The organism is Paraburkholderia sejongensis (assembly GCF_020880815.1).
Classification (GTDB): domain Bacteria; phylum Pseudomonadota; class Gammaproteobacteria; order Burkholderiales; family Burkholderiaceae; genus Paraburkholderia; species Paraburkholderia sejongensis.
Genome location: NZ_JAJITD010000011.1, coordinates 122,223 through 139,503, shown reverse-complemented (window position 1 = coordinate 139,503; position 17,281 = coordinate 122,223). Strand labels below are relative to the sequence as shown.

Below are 17,281 nucleotides of genomic sequence, written 5' to 3'. Positions count from 1 at the left end.
GGTTCGACCGGCAAAGCACCTTCGAAAAGAATCTCCATCACGACTTCAGCGTGCCGTGGACTCGCCATGATCGACATCTTCCTGATTGCCGCCAGCATCGATAACGCGCAATGCATCGTCCAGCGTCTCGAAGACAGCGGCGTGCGTTACCGGCTGCGCACCGCGTACGGCTCGGTCCGGCAACTGCGGACCCATGCGCGGGTGATCCGCGGCGCCGACCTGCTGATCGTCGATGACGCCGATCTGAATGCGCGCGGCCTCGCCGGCATCGAGGAGACCCTGGCCTGCGCGCCCGCTCTCCATTGCATGCTGATCACGACGGCGCCGTCCACCGCGCTGCTCGGCGCGGCGCTGCGGGTCGGCGTGCGGCACGTGCTGGGCTGGCCGCTCGATGCGCGCGCGATCGCCGCCGCGCTGCTCGAAACCGACGCGCAACGCCGCGCCGTCGAGGCCGGGCCCGAGCGGCGCCGCGGCCGGCTGGTCGCGCTCGCGTCGAGCAAGGGCGGCAGCGGCACGACGACGATCGCGGTCAATCTCGCGTGCGCGCTCGCCGCGCAGCGCGAGCGGCGCGTGCTGCTGATCGACCTGAGCCAGCAGTTCGCCGACGCGAGTCTGCTGATGGCCAACCGCCCGCCGCCGACGACGCTCGCCGACCTGTGTTCGCGCAACGGGCAGCTCGACGTCGCGCTGTTCGACGCGTGCGCGATGCACGTGCGCGCCAATCTCGACTTGCTGGCCGGCGCCGGCGATCCGCTGAAGGCCGCCGAGCTGTTGCCCGCGCAGCTGGAGCGCCTGCTGACGCTGGTGCGCGAGCGCTACGACGCGGTGCTGATCGACATCGGCCAGAGCGTCAATCCGTTGACGATCCGTGCGCTCGACCACAGCGACACGATCTGCATGGTCGTGCGGCAGAACCCGCTGTATCTGCACGGCGCGCGCCGCATGCTAGACATCTTCCGCGAACTCGGCCATCCGGCCGGCAAGGTGCGGGTCGTCGTCAACCAGTACGACAAGAATGCGCGGATCAATCTGCCGACGCTCGAACGCACGCTCGGCGCGAAGGTCGCGCATCAGTTGCCGCGCGACGACCTAAAGGTGAACGACGCGCTGAGCCGCGGCGTGCCGGTCGTCACGTCGGCGCGCGACAGCGCGCTCGCGCAGGGCATCGGCCTGCTCGCGAAGATGCTGTGGCCGGCCGGCGCCGAGCGCCGCAAGAGCGTGCTGGGCCGGCTGCTCGAAACGTGGCCGAACCTGCCGCCGAGGTTCAAGCCGGGCGTGTGACGGCGGCGGCGTCACGCCGGCGGCGAAGCCGCCGTTGGCGCTCCGTTGCCGCTGCGGCCGCTGCCGCCAGGAATCGGCCATTGCCGCGCCCGCCGCTGTGGACAGCGCCCGGCGCGGCTGCTACGCTCCGACCACCGAGAGACCGGCGTGGTCCGCCATCAAAGCCCGCCAACGGGCACGCGCGGCGACGCCGGGTAGAAAAATAATTCGCAGGTCGAAGCGAGTATTCAATGAGCGGAATCGATACACCGGGAGTGCCGGAAAGCGCGGGGCGCGCAGCCGGAGCGAACCCGGCTGCCACGCCCGACAGCGCCGATCGCACCGATCGCACCGTCCACGCCACCTCAGACTCCACCCCGCGGCCGCAGTGCGCCGCGCCCACCGCACGCACGCCCGAAACGCTCGACCTGCGCGAAGCGGCGGTCGAAATTCTCGCGCGCGTGGCCGCGGCGACGCTGCTCAGTCTGTTCGCGTACGCGGCGATCAAGCGCTGGCTGGCCGATCCGACGCGCATCACGCTGGTGCTGCTGGTGGTCGGCGCGTTCGTCACGGTGGGACTGTCGCTGTTCGCGCGCGTGCCGCTGCGGCGCGACTGGACGCCGTTCGCGTTCGTCTGCGCGATCGGCGGCACGTTCTATTTCCTCGCGGTGCGGCTGGCGCCCGGCATTCAACTGATTCCCGAAACCGCGGGCGCCGCGTTGCAGCTGTCCGGCATTTTCTGGGAGCTGTTCGCGAAGGCGTCGCTGCGCAGATCGTTCGGGATCCTGCCGGCCAATCGCGGCGTGGTGTCGGGCGGCGCGTATCGTTTCGTGCGCCATCCGATGTACCTAGGCTACTTCCTGCTCGATCTCGGCTTTCTACTCGTGAACTTCGGCATCCAGAATGTGATCGTCTATGGCTGCCAGTTTGCGTTGCAGGTCGGCCGAATTGTCCGTGAGGAAAAGCTGCTGTCCCACGACGAGCGCTATCGCGCGTACCGGAGTAAGGTGAAGTTCCGGGTCATTCCGGGGGTATTTTGACGCGGCGCCAGCACGGCGCCGCCAGTTCATTTCAGCGAGACCATCACGTGAGCGCAGCACCGTCCATCGCACCAGCGCAGGGTTTCAGCGACCTTGCGTCGATCCTGGCCAATCCGATTCTGAACACGGATTCCTACAAGGCCTCGCACTATCTGCAGTACCCGCCCGACGCGTCGGCGATGTTCTCGTACATCGAATCGCGCGGCGGCCGTTACGAGCGCACGCTGTTCTTCGGACTGCAGATGCTGCTGAAGGAATATCTGTGCCGGCCCATCACCGCGGCGATGATCGAGCAGGCGCGCGCGTTCTTCGGCGCGCACGGCGAACCGTTCAACGAAGCGGGCTGGCGCCATGTGCTCGAGCAATACGGCGGTTATCTGCCGGTGCGGATTCGCGCGGTCCCCGAGGGCTCGGTGGTGCCGACCCACAACGTGCTGGTCACCGTCGAATGCGACGATCCGGGGGTGTTCTGGCTCGCGTCGTATGTGGAGACGATGCTGCTGCGAGTCTGGTACCCGATCACCGTCGCGACGCAAAGCTGGCATCTGCGCGAGGTGATCCGCGCGTATCTGCTCAAAAGCAGCGATGACCTCACGCAGCTGCCGTTCAAGCTGCACGATTTCGGCGCACGCGGGGTGTCGAGCGCGGAGTCGGCGGCGATCGGCGGCGCCGCGCACCTCGTCAGCTTCATGGGTTCGGATACCGTGCTCGGCGTGCTGGCCGCGAATCATTACTACCACGACAGCATGGCCGCGTTTTCGGTGCCGGCCGCCGAGCACAGCACGATCACCGCATGGGGTCGCGAGCGCGAGGTCGATGCGTACCGCAACATGATCGAGCGCTTCGGCAAACCGGGCGCGATCGTGTCGGTCGTGTCGGACTCCTACGATCTGTTCGCCGCGCTCGACGCGTGGGGCGGCGAGCTGAAACAGGCGGTGCTCGACTGCGGCGCCACGCTGGTGATTCGCCCGGATTCCGGCGACCCGCGCACGATCGTCCTGCAGACGCTGCACGCGCTCGATCGATCGTTCGGTTCGCTAACCAATAGCAAAGGGCGCCGCGTGCTGAACAACGTGCGGGTGATCCAGGGCGACGGCGTAAACGCCGAGACGATCGTCGCGATTCTCGCCGCGATGGACGAAGCCAGCTTTGCGGCCGACAACATCGTGTTCGGGATGGGCGGCGCGCTGTTGCAGCAGATCAACCGCGATACCCAGCGCTTCGCGATGAAGTGCTCGGCGATCCGGCTCGGCGACGCGTGGCACGACGTGTCGAAAGATCCGCTCACCGATCACGGCAAACGCTCGATGAAAGGCCGCCTCACGTTGCTGCGCCATCGCCGCAGCGGCGAGTACCGGACCGTGACGCTGCCAGTCGTATGGGACGAACACACAGTCGCGGGCGAGTGGGACGAAGCGTTGGTGACGGTGTTCGATTCGGGACGGTTGCTGGTCGATACGTCGCTGGCCGAGGTCCGCGCTCGCGCGCATGCCGCGGAGGCCTGATTCACGTCCTGTCGGGTTTTGCACGCCCCCGGCGACGCGGTTTTCCGCTATCGTGTGCGCGATGCGCGCCGCATGGTCGCGCGGACCCCTTTTTACGGAGCGCCGGAGACCGCGCTCCCGCCACATACGAATACTTCAATGAGCGATACCCATACCCACCCGAACGCCCAACTGATCGCCCGTTTCTACGACGCGTTCCAGCGGCGCGATGCCGAAACCATGGTCCGCTGCTATGCCGACGACGTCGTCTTCAGCGATCCCGCCTTCGGCGAACTGGTCGGGGAAGAAGCGCGCGACATGTGGCGCATGCTGGTCAAGCATGCGCAGGATTTTTCGCTGACTTTCGACGGCATCGAAGCCGACGAGCGCACCGGCCGCGCCCACTGGGTAGCGCGTTACTGCTTCAGCCAGACCGGCCGCGACGTGGTGAACCGGATCGATGCGAAGTTCAGATTCCGCGACGGGCTGATCGTCGAGCATCGCGATCACTTCGATCTGTGGCTGTGGATGCGGCAGGCGATGGGCGTGCGCGGCGCGTTGTTCGGCTGGTCGCCGTTCGTGCGGCGTTTGCTCAGGCAGCAGGCGCGCCGCGGTTTGCTGATGTATCGCGGGCAGTTGCATCGCGATTAACCGCGCGAGCGCGCTTACGGGCGATAAACGTCCGGCCGATGCAGCTCCATATAGCGCTCCGGATTCGCGAGCGACGTGAAGCCGTGCGGCGCATAGACATGGTGAGCGTCGGTGGTGACCAGCACGATTCTGCGCAGACCGCGCAGTGCCGGGTGGGCGAACACCTGTCCGAGCAACGCGGACGCGTGACCCCGGCCGCGCTGCGCGGGCAACACGAACACGTCGCACAGATACGCGAAGGTCGCCCGATCGGTGATTACGCGGGCGAACGCGATCTGTTCGCCGTCGGCAAAGCCGCCGAAACACAGCGAACCGGCGACCGCCCGCTCGAAGGTCTCGCGCGGCATCGCTTTCGCCCACGCCGTTTCCTGTGACAGAAACGTATAGACCATCTCGAGATCGAGCGCGCCGGGGTCGGTGGAAATCGTCAGTTCGCTTGCTGGCATCGTGAGTCTCCTGAAGTCGGCCGGATCACGCGCGCGTGCCGCGCGCCGGACCCGTTCAGCTTTTCGCGGTGGTTTCGCCGCCGCGCGAGCCGCCGCCGATGCTCTGTCCCGCGTTGCGCGCGAGCCCCATATAGCCGAGCACCGACAGCAGCGTCAGCACGCCCGCGAACAGGAACGCGAGGCGGAAGTCGGCGAGCGTGAACACATGGCCGCTGGTTTCGCCGTTGAAGGCCGCGGCGATGCGCAGCGATACCGCGCCGAATGCGATGCCCAGGCCGATCGTCATCTGCGCGGCCGCGCTCCACAGCGTGCTGGCGCCGCTCATCTGCTGCGGCGGGATGTCGGCGTACGCGAGGGTGGCGAGCGTCGAGAACTGCATCGACCGCGCGACGCCGTACACGAACACCACGAACAGGATCAGCGCGAGCGGCACGTTCGGCGTCAGCAGCCCGCACGCGACGATGAACACGCCGGCCACCGTGACGTCGACGATCGACACCATCCGGAAGCCGTAGCGCTGCAAAATCCGCGTGGTCAGCGCCTTCATGCCGAGATTGCCGAGCGCGCTGGCGAGCAGCAGCAGCCCCGAGCGGAACGCCGACAGCCCGAAGCCCACCTGGAACAGCAGCGGCATCAGATACGGCACCGCGCCGATCCCGATGCGCGTAAACGAGCCGGTGATCACGGTCACCGAGAAGGTCGGCACCTTCAGCGTCGATACATCGATCAGCGGATACGGATGATGCTTCGCATGCAGGAACGCGATCGCACCGACGATCAAACCGCCGAGCACGACCGCGCCCGCTATCCACGGGTTGGTGGCCGGCTGGCTCGCGAGTTCGGCGCCGTACAGGATCGCGGTCAGCGCGACGCCGCTCAGCAGCAGGCCGACGAGGTCGAGCGGCTTGCGCTCGGTGCCCCGCAGGTTCGGCACGATCGCGAGCGCGACCGCGATCGCCGCGAGGCCGAACGGCACGTTGAGCAGGAAGATCCAGCGCCAGGACGCGTAGGTGGTGATGAAACCGCCGATCGGCGGGCCGACCACCGGTGCCGCGATGGCCGGCCAGGTGATCGTCGAGATCGCCTGCATCATGCGGGCTTTCTCGGTGCTGCGCACCACGATCAGACGGCCGACCGGCACCATCATCGCGCCGCCGATCCCTTGCAGCAGCCGCGCGGCGGTGAATTCGGTCACGTTCTGCGACAGCCCGCACAGGATCGACGCGACCGTGAACACGCCGATCGCGCTGACGAACACGGTGCGCGCGCCGCAGCGGTCGGCGACCCAGCCGCTGGCCGGGATGAAGATCGCGAGCGCCAGCATGTAAGCGGTCATGCCCAGACTCAGGCTGTTCGGGCCGACGCCGAACGACTGGGCCATCTGCGGCAGCGCGGTGGCGATCACCGTGGTGTCGAGGTACTCCATGAAGAAGGTGGCCGCGACGATGTACGGCAGCCAGCCGACGTGCGCGTTGCGCGTGGAGCCGGCGCTCATCGCATGGACCGCGCCGACGGGCGCGTGGCGAGGCGAGGGCAGTGGAGCGGGAGAGGCGCGGCATCGGCATTGACGTGCCGGCGCGACGCGCGCGGGAAGATCGACTTCATGGGCTGGCGACTACCTTTCGATTGCGTTGGGGCCGGCTCGCGGGCGCGCGGGCCGGCCCCGAATCGTAACGCAATAAATGGCGACACACCGCACGGTTCTTCGTTGCGAAGTCCGCGGCGGGCCCGCGGTGCAGCGGCCGTTGAGCGGTAGCCGACCTGCGCTGAGGGTTACTCGCCGCCCGCCGCTCAGTCCTTCGCCGCGTATTCCTTGTCGAGGCGGTCGTACAGCGGCTTGTTGACGAGCCGTTGACGCTCGCTGAACGGCGCGACGATGGTCGCGTCCTCGTCGAGCCGGCCGTTCTGCTGCAGCGAGCCGAGCGCGCGCTGCATCCCGAGCACCGCGCCTTGCAGCGCCGCGTTCGCGTACAGCACGATGCCGTAGCCGAGCTTGGCGAGCGCGTCGCGCGATTGCACCGGGGTCTTGCCGCCGATCACGATATTGATCAGCTGCGGCTTGTCGAACAGCGCCGGCAGCCGTTCGATGTCGGCCAGCGATTCGGTCGCCTCGATAAACAGGATGTCGGCGCCCGCCTCGATGAAGCGATGGCCGCGCTCGATCGCCGCTTCGATCCCGTGGACCGCGGCCGCGTCGGTGCGCGCCATGATCTGCAGGTTCGCGTCTTCCCGCGCGTCGACGGCCGCGCGGATCTTGCCGACCATCTCGCTGGTCGCGACGACTTCCTTGCCGGAGAAGTGGCCGCATTTCTTCGGCATCACCTGGTCTTCGAACTGGATCACGTCGGCGCCGCTGCGTTCGAGCACGCGCACGGTCTGGCGCACGTTCAGCGCGTTGCCGAAGCCGGTGTCGGCGTCGGCGATCAGCGGCAGCGCGACCGCGTCGCGAATCCGCGCGGTGTGTTCGGCGACTTCGGCCAGACCGATGAAGCCGAGGTCGGGCAGACCGAGCGACATATTGGTGACGCCCGCGCCGGTGATGTAGACCGCCTCGAAGCCGGCGTCCTCGATCACGCGCGCGCTCATCGCGTTGAACGCGCCGGGCACGAGCAGGCCCTGACGCTGATTTACCTTGGCGCGGAACGCGGCGCGGCGGGTGGCGGAAGTGGTGGTCATGATGCGGGTCTCCAGAACAGAAATCGGGGGGTGAAACGCGGCTGGTATTTTGCAGGACGCGTGCCATTGGTAGCCGCTTCGTTGGCGGCGCGGCGCTCAGCCATGCCGGGCAAGGACTTGCGAGGCGAGCGCGGGGGCGTGACGTTCGTGGGACAATCGGCGCAGTGTTTCATGAAACGTTTCACAGGGTGTTTCGTGGAACGGTTTCCGATCGATGCTTGATTGAATCCATCCTTGGCCAGGAGGCCCCGGTGTCCACCCTCACGCCTTTCGTCGCCCCGCCGAACGCCGGTCTGCCGGGCGTCGCGCTCGTTAGTATCAGCCGCTTGCAGTCGCTTTGCGAGACCGTCGCGCCGCGCTATGCCGGTCAGGCGAGATTTTTTTCGGTCCGCGAGGGCTACGCGGCGGCCGTCGCCGCGTTGCAGGCCTACGTGGATGCGGGTTCCGTCGACGTCGTGCTGGCCGCCGGCTCGAACGGCGCGTATCTGCGCGACCATCTGAGCGTGCCGGTCGTGATGGTCAAGGTGAACGGCTTCGACGTGCTGAACGCGATCACCCGCGCGAGCACCGGTTGGCCGGGCGCGCGGATCGGTCTCGTGCTGCACGAAACGATCGCGCACGAACTCGACGAGCTCGGTCCGTGGCTGAACGTCGGGCTGGTCCAGCGCGCGTATCGCTCGCCCGACGACGTGCGGCTCGCGGTCGAGCAGCTCGCCGCGGGCGGCTGCGGTGTGATCATCGGGCCCGGGATGGCCTGCGATCTGGCGCAGCAGGCCGGTATCGACAGCGTGTTCCTGTACTCGCTCGGGGCGGTCGAGGAGGCGTTCGAGCGCTCGGTCGAACTCGCGCGGGTGAGCCGCCAGCAGGAAGCGAGGCGGCGGCGGCTGAATACGATCGTCGCGCATCTGCGCGACGGCGTCGCTGCGTTCGATCACGCGGGCCAGCTCGAAGCCGTCAACCCCGCGATGCTCGACCTGCTGGGCGTGGTACCCGATGCGACTCGCGGCGATGGACTCGTATCGGATGAGGCCCGCGCCGCTGGCCTTGCATCCAATATGGCGAACGATGGCCTCGCTCCGGGTGCAACCGGCGGCAGGGGCTTCGCACCGGATGCGGCCCGCGGCGAAGGCCTCGTATCCGATCTGGCGCGCGGTGCCAACCACGCTCACGCTCGGGTCGCACGCGCATTCGCGCCGCTGCTGCGCGAGGCTCTCGCTGCGACCGCACCGGGCGACGGGGTGATCGAGCGGATCGAACGCATCGAACGCATCGAGCAGATCGGCGGTCGCGCGCTGAGCGTGAACTGTGTGCCGATCGTCGAGCAGGGCGTGCGCGCCGGTTTCGTCGTGACCGCGCAGGACGCGTTGGTCGCGCAGCGGATCGAGCGCTCGCTGCGCACCAGCCAGCGACCCAGGCACCTGGTCGCGCGTCATCGGCTCGACGACCTGATCGGCGCGTCACCGGCGCTCGCGCGGGTGCGCCGGCTCGCCCAAGCGGGCGCTGCGCACGACGCGACCGTGCTGCTCACCGGCGAAAGCGGCACCGGCAAGGAACTGGTCGCGCAAGGGATTCACAATGCGAGCCGGCGGCGCGGCAACCCGTTCGTCGCGTTCAACTGCGCGGCGCTGCCCGAGGGGCTGATCGAAAGCGAGCTGTTCGGCCACGAGGAGGGCGCGTTCACCGGCGCGCGCCGCGGCGGCAAACCGGGGCTGTTCGAGATCGCCCACACCGGCACGATTTTTCTCGACGAAATCGGCGAAATGCCGGCCGCGCTGCAAAGCCGGCTGCTGCGCGTTCTGCAGGAGCGCGAGGTGATGAAGCTCGGCGCGGGCCGCGCGACGCCGATCGACGTGCGGGTGATCGCCGCGACGCACCGCGACTTGCTGGCGCTCGTCGAGCAGGGAGCGTTCCGCGCGGACCTGTATTTTCGATTGAACCTGCTTCAGATAAAATTGCCGCCGCTGCGCGAACGCCGCGCCGACATCGCGCCGCTGGCGCGCCATCTGCTGGCGCGCAGCGCGCTGCAGTACGGTTTGCCGGCGGCGTCGTTCGAACGGGTGCTCGCGTTTCTCGAACCGCTATTCGCGCAGTACGCATGGCCCGGCAACGTCCGCGAACTGGAAAATCTGCTCGGGCGCGCGGCGATTTACGTCGGCGACGGCGGTCACGATCTGGCCATCGAATCCAGCGATGATGTCGCGGGGAACTCGCCTGCCACCGCCTTGCCAGACTGGCTGGCGGTGTTTCCGGAGTTCGGACGGCTCGGCCCGGCAGCGGCAGCACTCGCCGGACCTGCCGGCACGCCGCCTGAAGTCGCCGCGGGCAGCTCGCCGCAGCGCAGCACGCCCACCCGCGCGGACGCGCTTCAAGCCCTCGAACGCTCAGGCGGCAATCGCGCCGCCGCGAGCCGTGCGCTCGGTATCGGCCGAACGACGCTGTGGCGACTTCTAAAGGGCTGAAACGCCCTCATATGAAATCCGATAGTCTGTACCGGCAAGATAAATAGCGACAGACTATCAATCTCATTGACACAATCCGCTTTACCTATTAAGTGTAGTCTGACATACTGGCTCTACTTCCCAACCACTCAACAGAGGAATCAGCAAATGCCGATCATCAACAGTCAAGTCAAACCGTTCAAGGCGCAGGCCTATCTCAACGGCGAATTCGTGACCGTCACGGAAGAAAGCCTGAAGGGCAAGTGGTCGGTTTTCGTGTTCTACCCGGCTGACTTCACGTTCGTGTGTCCGACCGAGCTGGGCGACCTGGCCGATCGTTACGAAGAATTCAAGAAGCTGGGCGTGGAAATCTACAGCGTGTCGACCGATACGCACTTCACGCACAAGGCATGGCACGACACGTCGGACACGATCCAGAAGATCAAGTACCCGATGCTGGCCGACCCGACGCTCGCCATCTCGCGCAACTTCGACGTGCTGATCGAAGAAGAAGGTCTGGCACTGCGCGGCACGTTCGTGATCAACCCGGAAGGCGAAATCAAGCTGTGCGAAATCCACGACAACGGCATCGGCCGTGACGCTGGCGAACTGCTGCGCAAGGTTCAGGCTGCGCAATACATCGCGGCGCATCCGGGTGAAGTGTGCCCCGCCAAGTGGACGCCGGGCGCAGAAACGCTGACCCCGTCGCTCGACCTGATCGGCAAGATCTAAGGTCTCGCAGCACACGCTGCATCGGTAGTCTGCATCAAGCCGGGACCTGCCCGGTGCATCACTCGCGCGGCTCGCCTGATACGGCGCGTCGCGCGTCCCCGGGACCCACGCGTTCTATCCGGACGCTGCGGTGCCGGGACACCCACCCCTCGTCACGGAATCGTAACGCCATGCTTGACGCCAATCTCAAGACTCAACTGAAAACGTACCTCGAAAAAGTTAGCAGGCCTATCGAACTCGTCGCGTCGGTCGACGACAGCGCGAAGTCGCAGGAGCTGCTGGCCTTGCTGAACGATATCGCGACGTTGTCGGAGCGCGTCACGGTGATCGAGCGTCGCGGCGACGACGAGCGCAAGCCGTCGTTCTCGATCGGCGAGGCGGGCAAGGCGAGCGGGATCCGTTTCGCCGGCATTCCGATGGGCCATGAATTCACGTCGCTGGTGCTGGCATTGCTGCAGGTCGGCGGCCATCCGGTCAAGCTCGACGACGCGGTGATCGAACAGATCCGCTCGCTCGACGGCGACTATCAATTCGAAACGTATTTCTCGCTGTCGTGCCAGAACTGCCCGGAAGTCGTGCAGGCGCTGAACGTGATGGCGTTGATCAATCCGCGCATCCGTCACGTCGCGATCGACGGCGCGCTGTTCCAGAATGAAGTCGACGCGCGCCAGATCATGGCGGTACCGATGATGTTCCTGAACGGCGAGATGTTCGGCCAGGGCCGCAGCAGCGTGAAGGAAATTCTCGCGAAGCTCGACACCAACGCCGGCGCGCGTGCCGCGAAAGAACTCGCAAACAAGCCGGTGTTCGACACGCTGATCGTCGGCGGCGGCCCGGCGGGCGCGGCCGCGGCGATCTACTCGGCGCGCAAGGGCATTGCAACCGGCGTGGTGGCCGAGCGCTTCGGCGGCCAGGTGCTGGACACGCTGGCGATCGAGAACTTCGTGTCGGTGACGGAAACCGAAGGACCGAAGTTCGCCGCCGCGCTCGAACAGCACGTGAAGGCGTATGACGTCGACATCATGGACGTGCAGCGCGCGGAAGCGCTGATCCCGGGCCGCATTCACGAAGTGCGTCTCGCCAACGGCGCGGTGCTGAAGGCGAAGACGATCGTGCTCGCGACCGGCGCGCGCTGGCGCGAAATCAACGTGCCGGGCGAGCGCGAGTATCGCAACCACGGCGTCGCCTATTGCCCGCACTGTGACGGTCCGCTGTTCAAGGGCAAGCGCGTCGCGGTGATCGGCGGCGGCAACTCCGGCGTCGAGGCGGCGATCGACCTCGCGGGTCTGGTGCGCGAAGTGACGCTGCTCGAATTCGGCGCAACGCTGCGTGCCGACGAAGTACTGCAACGCAAGCTGCGCAGCCTGCCGAACGTGAAGGTCGTCACCCAGGCGCAGACCACCGAAATCACCGGCGACGGCAAGAAGGTCAACGGTTTGGTCTACAAGGACCTCGCGTCCGGCGAAGTGAAGACGGTCGAGCTCGAAGGCGTGTTCGTGCAGATCGGTCTGGTGCCGAACACCGAATGGCTGAAGGGCACGGTCGAGTTGTCGAAGCACGGCGAGATCGTCGTCGATGCACGCGGCGCGACGTCGGTGCCGGGCGTGTTTGCGGGAGGCGACGTGACCACGGTGCCGTTCAAGCAGATCGTGATCGCGGTCGGCGAAGGCGCGAAAGCATCGCTGTCTGCATTCGATCATCTGATCCGCACCAGCGCGGACGATGAGGCCGAGGCGGAAGCCGAAGCAACGGTTTGATCCGGTAGTGCGATGTTGTGAGCAGTGAAAACGGCGGCCCTTGGGTCGCCGTTTCTGTTTGTGTGCTATCTGTCCAGGAAACCCAAGCGGTTCAAAGCTCTGGCAGCCTGGCACTTCGCTGTCCAACTTTGCGGGGGCAGTTCATCCGAGCGGGCTTTTTCATATGCACTTCGGCATAGTCGCTGCCTGCCGGGATTGCGCGCTATAACCTCGCGCTCGCCTTTGCTCTATAGCGCTGCCACAACTTGACAATCGTGACATAGGCAACGACCGCCACGATCACTTCGATCGTTAGCCACACCGCGAAATATAAGTCGTCGGGGTCATCGACACCGAGCAAGTCTGAAGCACGAAACCATGCACGGGTCTCGGCTAAAGACCATTCATTGGTCAGCGGTATAAAACGAATCGACAGAAGAAGAAGCCCGATAAACAGGGCTACCTTGAACAGCCTACGGGCAAGTATTGCCATGCGTAATGACCTCGATTGTTCCGTAGGCGTTAAGACCTGAACTGCCAGCGACGATGGCGCTGGTGTGTAGGAGCGCAGAGCGGATTCTTACGAAATCGAAGCGGCTAGGAAGGGTAATGCACCCGAAAGACCGTCCCTCACCACCAGCCGGATGCAGGCGAAACTGCCCGCGCTTGACGCCATTGACCCACGTCACGTCGTCAATCATCCCGTCGTCCCGATACAGTGCAAACCATTCGCTGTGATCGGATGGGTTTCCCTTGAACGAGTTCCATTCGTCCTTAAGCCACGCCTGAATCCTGGAGCCCGGACCGCCAGCAGGACGCGCGACGATCCAGTACTTTCCTGCGGGAATTGGTCCTTTGTTGGCTATCGTCGTACAGCCACCCCGATTGCGATATATGTTATCGCCCGAAAACGCGTTGAATGTTCCTACACCATCAATCGTCAAGGGAGAGAGGTCTTTGTTATTCACCAGAAATTTGCCGGTAACTGCCATTGCGGCCTCCGCTCATTGTGCTTGCGGACAAGTTTTACCGATGTCACGTGGCCCATGCAACTGGAATCGAGCTGAAGTTTGAGGCGGATCAAGCCTTTAATAGTCCTTGACAAAATACTGCTGGAAACCTGCGCGTCGCTCTTTGCTATTGCCCGTTTTGCGGCGCAATCCTATCGAACAGTTGCAGCCCGGACTGCGGCGTTACATTCACTACTACAACCACGAGCACATCAAGTTCAAACTCAATGAACTGAGTCCCGTGCAATACAGGACTCAGCTTCTGGCAGCCTGGCACTTCGCCGTCCAGCTTTGCGGGGCAGTTCATCACAGCGGCCCCTGTCGCATTAGCGCAGCGCAATGTGCACTATCAACGCCGGTCGAGCGAATACTTGCCGGGCCCGCTCACGCACAACAGCAGCAAGCCGCCGATGATCGCGATGTTCTTGTAGAAATGGATCATGTTGTCGTATTGCATCGCGCCGGTCATGTTCCAGTAGTGATGGCCGATGATCGCGGTGCCGAGCGTGTACAGCGCGAGCAGCAGCGCGAGAGGCCGCGTGAAAAATCCCACCAGCAACGCAACGCCGACGACGAGTTCCATCACCACCGCGATAACCGCCGACAATGCCGGCGCCGGCGCGCCGGTCGATGCCATATAGGCGACCGTGCCCGCGAAGCCGGTCAGCTTCGACCAGCCGAACATCACGAACAGCACCATCAACAGAATACGGGCGACCAGAAGAACCACGTCTCTCTGGTTTTCGAACAGTGTGTAACGCATGATTTTTCCCGAAGGGGTAGGAAGAAAAGCTCGCCGGTAACGGTCATCCGGCGAGCTAGATTCAGATTAGTCGATTAATCGCGCAAGCGAAGCGCTTAACCCCACAACGCTGACGTTTCGATATTGCGCAGATCGAACACCAGCACTTCCGCATCCTGACCTCGCGAGAAGGTCAGCGCCTGTTCGCCGCGCACTCGCGCGCCGTCGCCTTCGTGGAACTCGACACCGTTCACCGTGACACTGCCGCGCGCCACGTGCACATACGCATAGCGGTCGTTGGCGAGTTCGAGCGTAGCGGTTTCGTCGCCGTCGAACAGACCCGCATACACCCGCGCATCCTGCTGCAATTGCAGCGAACCGTCCGCGCCGTCCGGCGACATCACGAGGCGCAGCACGCCGCGCTTGTCGGCCGCGCCGAAATGCTGCTGTTGATAGCGCGGCGAGGTGCCTTGCTGCGCCGGCGCGATCCAGATCTGCAGGAAGTGCACCGGCTCGCTCTTCGAGTGGTTGTACTCGCTGTGCGCGACGCCCGTGCCCGCGCTCATCAACTGGATGTCGCCCGGTACGATCACCGAACCGGTGCCCATCGTGTCCTTGTGTTCCAGCGCGCCTTCGAGCACGTACGAAAAAATCTCCATGTCGCGGTGCGGATGCTTGCCGAAGCCTTGCCCCGGTGCGACGCGGTCGTCGTTGATCACCAGCAGGTCGGAGAAGCCGTTTTGCTTCGAATCGTGATAGTGCGCGAACGAGAACGTGTGACGCGAGCTGAGCCAGCCGTGTTCCGCGCGGCCACGTTGGTTGGCTTGTCTGATTTCGAGCATCTTTTTTCTCCTTGAGTTTGTCGTGCGATCCGGCCAGGTAGTTGGCCGCGATGCATGAGCAGCAGTGTAGGTCAATTCAGATGTGTATAATCATGACTATCTCAGAAACACTGTCTCGTCGGAGTGGACAATACGATGCAGCTCGATGACATGAGAATCTTCGTCGCGACCGTCGACGCCCATAACTTCACGGCTGCGGCGAAGCGCCTGGCGTTGTCGAAACAGTTCGTCAGCCGGCGCGTGATGGCGCTGGAAGAAGCGCTCGGCGTGCAGTTGCTGATCCGCAATACCCGCAAGCTGGCGGTGACCGATCTGGGGCAGGAGTTCTATGAGCGCGCGAAGCGCATCCTCGGCGAGGTCGAGGACGCGGAGCAGGCGATGTCGCTGCGGCGCGCAGGGCCGCGCGGGCTGCTGCGCGTGAGCGCGCCGATGTCGTTCGGGATGATGCATCTGTCGCCGCTGGTCGCGTCGTTTCTGCGCGAGCATCGGGATGTGCGCTGCGATATGGAGCTGAGCGACCGCACCGTCGACGTGGTCGGGGAGGGCTTCGACATGGCGATCCGGATCGGCACGTTGCAGGATTCGTCGCTGATCGCGCAGAAGCTGGTCGACGTGAGGATGATTACGTGCGCCAGTCCCGCCTATCTGCGTCGGCGCGGCACGCCGAAGCTGCCCGCCGAACTGGCGAATCACGACTGTCTGCTATACGGGCACGGCGGCGCGGTGAGCTGGGAGTTCAGAAGCGACGGCGCGCTAAAGAGCGTCGAGGTGCGTGGGCCGCTGCGCGCCAATAACGGCGATCTGATTCGCGACTCGGCCGTCGCCGGTCTCGGGATCGTTCGGCTTCCTGATTTTATCGTCGCCGATGCATTGGCAAGCGGCAAGCTGGTGCCGGTGCTCGAGGCGTTCCTGCCGGCGGCGACCGGCGTGTACGCGGTGTATCCGCAGCACCGGCAGAGTTCGGTGACGATCCGGGCGTTCGTCGAGTTTTTGCGCAAGCATTTGAAAACGCTGGCAAGGTGAGCTCGAAGCAACCGACCTCAGCGGCTTTGCAGGCCGTTGCAAAGCCGCGTTGCTAACCCGCTTTTTGCGCTCAACCGTCGCGGAAGATAAAGCTGTACGCACTGAGAGCCGGCACGCCGCCCAGGTGCGCGTACAGCACCCGCGAGCCCGGCGGAAATTCGCCGTTGCGCACCATGTCGATCATCCCGTGCATCGATTTGCCTTCGTAGACCGGATCGGTCAGCACGCCTTCGAGCCGCGCGCATAGACGGATCGCCTCTAGCGTGCCGTCGTTCGGCAGACCGTATTCGGGGCCGCCGTAGCGCTCGTCGAGCACGACGTCCTTCGCGGTGATGTCGCGGCCCAGCTCGACGCTCTCCGCGGTCCGCTTCGCGATCCGCGTGATCTGCTCGCGCGTCTGCGCGGGTTTGGCCGATGCATCGATGCCGATCACGCGATCCGCGCGCCCATCGGCGGCGAAACCGACGATCATCCCCGCCTGCGTGCTGCCCGTCACCGAGCACACGACCACATAGTCGAATTTGAAGCCGAGTTCGGCTTCCTGCTGGCGCACTTCTTCCGCGAAGCCGACGAAGCCGAGCCCGCCGAGCGGATGGTCCGAGCAGCCGGCCGGAATCGCATACGGCTTGCCGCCGGCCGCGCGCACGCTCGCGAGCGCGTCTTCCCAACTCCGGCGAAAGCCGATGTCGAAGCCATCGGGCACGAGCCGTACATCGGCGCCCATCATCCGCGACATCTGGATATTGCCGACGCGGTCGTACACGGCGTCCGAGTAGTTGACCCAGTTCTCCTGCACCAGCACGCACTTCAGACCCAGATGCGCTGCCACCGCCGCGACCTGGCGCGTCTGGTTCGACTGGATTCCGCCGATCGACACCAGCGTGTCGCATCCTTGCGCGAGCGCGTCGGGGATCAGGTATTCGAGCTTGCGGGTCTTGTTGCCGCCGAACGCGAAGCCGCTGTTGCAGTCCTCGCGCTTCGCGTACAGCTCGACCTTGCCGCCGAGGTGCGCGCTCAGGCGCTTGAGCGGCTGGATCGGCGTCGGGCCGAAGGTGAGCGGGTAGCGGGGAAATCGTTGCAGGTTCATCGCGGCTCCGTGGTGGTGGGTTCGGTGGTGTTATGGTAGGAAAAAGCGCGCGAAATGAGCTTGCGAAAACAATCGCGTGGACGTACTTTTGAAAACCTCAGCGGCGATGAGATT

At 65.1% G+C, this 17,281-nt stretch carries 16 protein-coding genes and 1 pseudogene; 9 read left to right on the top strand and 8 right to left on the bottom strand.

Annotated elements, in window-relative coordinates:
• The first annotated feature begins 66 nt into the window (after positions 1-66).
• The 4 genes from LJ656_RS22085 (at position 67) to LJ656_RS22070 (ending at position 4,435) form a co-directional block, all read left to right on the top strand.
• Positions 67-1,281: a CpaE/TadZ family protein gene (locus LJ656_RS22085; RefSeq protein ID WP_230511517.1), complete on the top strand. Its 1,215-nt coding sequence runs from the start codon at positions 67-69 to the stop codon at positions 1,279-1,281.
• Between the two features lie 230 nt (positions 1,282-1,511).
• Positions 1,512-2,300 carry a methyltransferase family protein gene (locus tag LJ656_RS22080; RefSeq protein ID WP_425605987.1) on the top strand — a complete coding sequence of 263 codons (789 nt, stop codon included), beginning with the start codon at positions 1,512-1,514 and terminating at the stop codon, positions 2,298-2,300.
• 65 nt (positions 2,301-2,365) lie between these two features.
• The gene (locus tag LJ656_RS22075; RefSeq protein WP_230511724.1) at positions 2,366-3,805 is read left to right on the top strand and encodes a nicotinate phosphoribosyltransferase; all 1,440 of its coding nucleotides are present in this window, start codon (positions 2,366-2,368) and stop codon (positions 3,803-3,805) included.
• 138 nt (positions 3,806-3,943) lie between these two features.
• Positions 3,944-4,435, top strand: a complete 492-nt coding sequence (locus LJ656_RS22070; RefSeq protein WP_230511515.1) for a nuclear transport factor 2 family protein — start codon at positions 3,944-3,946, stop codon at positions 4,433-4,435.
• 14 nt (positions 4,436-4,449) lie between these two features.
• On the opposite strand, the gene LJ656_RS22065 is transcribed toward LJ656_RS22070, so the two are convergent.
• The 3 genes from LJ656_RS22065 to LJ656_RS22055 form a co-directional block, all read right to left on the bottom strand.
• Entirely contained in the window at positions 4,450-4,881 is a 432-nt protein-coding gene (locus LJ656_RS22065) for a GNAT family N-acetyltransferase (protein ID WP_230511514.1), read from the bottom strand.
• Between the two features lie 55 nt (positions 4,882-4,936).
• Positions 4,937-6,376, bottom strand: a complete 1,440-nt coding sequence (locus LJ656_RS22060) for an MFS transporter (protein ID WP_230511513.1) — start codon at positions 6,374-6,376, stop codon at positions 4,937-4,939.
• A 296-nt stretch (positions 6,377-6,672) separates the two neighbouring features.
• The gene (locus tag LJ656_RS22055) at positions 6,673-7,557 is read right to left on the bottom strand and encodes an isocitrate lyase/PEP mutase family protein (protein WP_230511511.1); all 885 of its coding nucleotides are present in this window, start codon (positions 7,555-7,557) and stop codon (positions 6,673-6,675) included.
• 251 nt (positions 7,558-7,808) lie between these two features.
• On the opposite strand from LJ656_RS22055, the gene prpR reads away from it, so the two are divergent.
• The 3 genes from prpR to ahpF all read left to right on the top strand — a co-directional run bounded on the left by prpR (position 7,809) and on the right by ahpF (position 12,484).
• Positions 7,809-10,016: a propionate catabolism operon regulatory protein PrpR gene (prpR, locus tag LJ656_RS22050; RefSeq protein ID WP_230511509.1), complete on the top strand. Its 2,208-nt coding sequence runs from the start codon at positions 7,809-7,811 to the stop codon at positions 10,014-10,016.
• Between the two features lie 147 nt (positions 10,017-10,163).
• Positions 10,164-10,727: an alkyl hydroperoxide reductase subunit C gene (ahpC, locus tag LJ656_RS22045; RefSeq protein WP_230511508.1), complete on the top strand. Its 564-nt coding sequence runs from the start codon at positions 10,164-10,166 to the stop codon at positions 10,725-10,727.
• A gap of 170 nt (positions 10,728-10,897) precedes the next feature.
• Positions 10,898-12,484, top strand: a complete 1,587-nt coding sequence (gene ahpF / locus LJ656_RS22040; protein ID WP_230511507.1) for an alkyl hydroperoxide reductase subunit F — start codon at positions 10,898-10,900, stop codon at positions 12,482-12,484.
• A 202-nt stretch (positions 12,485-12,686) separates the two neighbouring features.
• Here ahpF and LJ656_RS22035 read toward each other — a convergent pair whose 3' ends face one another.
• Positions 12,687-12,956: a hypothetical protein gene (locus LJ656_RS22035; protein WP_230511505.1), complete on the bottom strand. Its 270-nt coding sequence runs from the start codon at positions 12,954-12,956 to the stop codon at positions 12,687-12,689.
• Positions 12,937-13,455: a DUF2778 domain-containing protein gene (locus tag LJ656_RS22030; RefSeq protein ID WP_230511503.1), complete on the bottom strand. Its 519-nt coding sequence runs from the start codon at positions 13,453-13,455 to the stop codon at positions 12,937-12,939. The genes LJ656_RS22035 and LJ656_RS22030 overlap by 20 nt, the downstream gene beginning before the upstream one ends.
• Before the next feature lie 172 nt (positions 13,456-13,627).
• On the opposite strand from LJ656_RS22030, the pseudogene LJ656_RS22025 reads away from it, so the two are divergent.
• Positions 13,628-13,741, top strand: a pseudogene (locus LJ656_RS22025) (IS3 family transposase); the annotation flags it as partial.
• Positions 13,742-13,822: 81 nt separating this feature from the next.
• Here LJ656_RS22025 and LJ656_RS22020 read toward each other — a convergent pair.
• Positions 13,823-14,236, bottom strand: coding sequence for a DoxX family protein (locus LJ656_RS22020; RefSeq protein WP_230511502.1), 414 nt, complete (start codon positions 14,234-14,236; stop codon positions 13,823-13,825).
• Between the two features lie 95 nt (positions 14,237-14,331).
• On the bottom strand, positions 14,332-15,057 hold the full coding sequence (locus tag LJ656_RS22015; RefSeq protein ID WP_230511501.1) for a pirin family protein: 726 nt from the start codon (positions 15,055-15,057) through the stop codon (positions 14,332-14,334).
• Between the two features lie 135 nt (positions 15,058-15,192).
• Between LJ656_RS22015 and LJ656_RS22010 the strand changes: the two genes are divergently transcribed.
• Positions 15,193-16,080, top strand: a complete 888-nt coding sequence (locus LJ656_RS22010) for a LysR family transcriptional regulator (RefSeq protein WP_230511500.1) — start codon at positions 15,193-15,195, stop codon at positions 16,078-16,080.
• Between the two features lie 70 nt (positions 16,081-16,150).
• On the opposite strand, the gene LJ656_RS22005 is transcribed toward LJ656_RS22010, so the two are convergent.
• A complete protein-coding gene (locus LJ656_RS22005) occupies positions 16,151-17,167 on the bottom strand; it encodes a 1-aminocyclopropane-1-carboxylate deaminase (protein WP_230511499.1) in 1,017 nt (338 codons plus the stop codon).
• Positions 17,168-17,281 lie beyond the last annotated feature (114 nt).